This window comes from uncultured Metabacillus sp., assembly GCF_947503125.1.
Classification (GTDB): domain Bacteria; phylum Bacillota; class Bacilli; order Bacillales; family Bacillaceae; genus Metabacillus.
In genome coordinates this window covers 1-1,571 of record NZ_CANNCR010000141.1, presented here as the reverse complement: position 1 = coordinate 1,571, position 1,571 = coordinate 1, and the positions used below count along the sequence as shown (strand labels likewise).

Annotated in this window: 1 protein-coding gene; it reads left to right on the top strand. The window is 40.2% G+C overall.

The window, feature by feature from the left end; genetic code table 11:
- Positions 1 to 1,177 (top strand): IS110 family transposase (locus tag Q1B07_RS26480; RefSeq protein WP_299834294.1); only part of this gene is annotated, 1,177 nt, incomplete at its 5' end.
- Positions 1,178 to 1,571: the final 394 nt, after the last annotated feature.

Genomic DNA, 1,571 nt, shown 5'->3' with positions numbered 1-1,571 from the left:
AGGCATCGAGTTCGGGAAACGCTTGATCTTTGAAAATCGAATGCATGGCTTTCAAAAACTAGTGAATTGGGCAGAAGCTCTTCGGAAGGAAAATGCAAAGGATCACGTCATTCTTGGCGTAGAACCTACTGGTCATTACTGGTTTAGTCTAGCTTATTTTTTAGTAGCTAAAGGATACGATTTCGTCGTCGTAAACCCTATGCACGTTAAGAAAAGTAAAGAGCTTGACGACAATTCCCCTACTAAAAATGATACTAAGGATGCCCGTGTCATTGCACAGTTGATTAAGGATGGCCGATACTCTGTACCAAACCTCTTAGATGGTGTTTATGCCGAATTAAGAGAAGGCGTCAAATTACGAGATCAGCTTACTAAACAACTGATGACAACAGAAGGACGCATCCAAAACCATATTCAACGCTATTTTCCTGAATTCTTTGATGTGTTTGGAGACTGGGAAGGAAAAGCAGCCTTTTGTACGTTGCGATTGTTTCCGTTTCCTTCTCAAATTAAAGAACTATCACCGGAAGAGGTGTTGATGAAGTGGAAGCCATATGTTCAACGAGGAGTGGGAATTAAGCGAGCAACGAAGCTAGTAGAAGCTGCTCGAAAGAGTATTGGGATACAAATTGGTATTCAGTTTGCCAAGCGAGAATTAGATTATCTACTTGACCAGTATAAGTTATATAAACAACAGGTAGAACAATTAGATACGGAGCTTGAAGCTCTAGTGGAAACACTTCCGGGAGCTAAACAAATGATGGAGATATCAGGATTGGGGTCTACCACAATCGCTTTATTCTTCTCAGAAGTAGGTGACATTACAAAGTACAGTCACCCCCAACAGCTAGTTAATTTAGCTGGGCTCTCATTACGAGAACACAGCTCAGGTAAATTTAAAGGTCAAACTCGGATAACCAAGAGAGGGCGAAGCCGTCTACGACGAGCCTTATATTTGGCTATTCGTCCACTAGTCGCCCATAATCCAACGTTTAAGGCCTTGCATCAATACTATACAACACGGTCTGAAAAGCCGTTAAAAAAGCAACAGTCACTCATTGCCTTGTGTTGTAAGCTACTACGTGTGTTGTTTGTCATTGGACAAAAACAATGTGAGTTTGATGGATCTAAACTATTAAGTGGATTAACTCAAAAACATTCATTACAGGCTGCTTAAAGATTTTTTAAAAAACACTCTAAATACATTTTATTTCTCTACAAACACCAATAGTGCAGAGTTGGAGCATATTTTTTCCATTCGGGCAATAGACCCAGCATAGGAGCATTTCCAACCTCCACCTCATGGATACGCAGGACGAAGGAAAGTATGGATACGATCCGGAGAGATATGGGAGGGTTAGCGACCGTGATTTGTGTGGAGATTTCCTAGCACGGTTATACACTTATTTTCCAAACTAATCCAGTTTGGTAGATAGGATGGCCCCCACCCTGTAAATCATTTATAGAAATTCAAATGATATCCAGTAATTTAGGTGAGTCAACTAAATGGTAGTTATGAAATATTGAGAATACACGAGTATTTGGAAGGAAAATTAACTTTATTGAGGGAG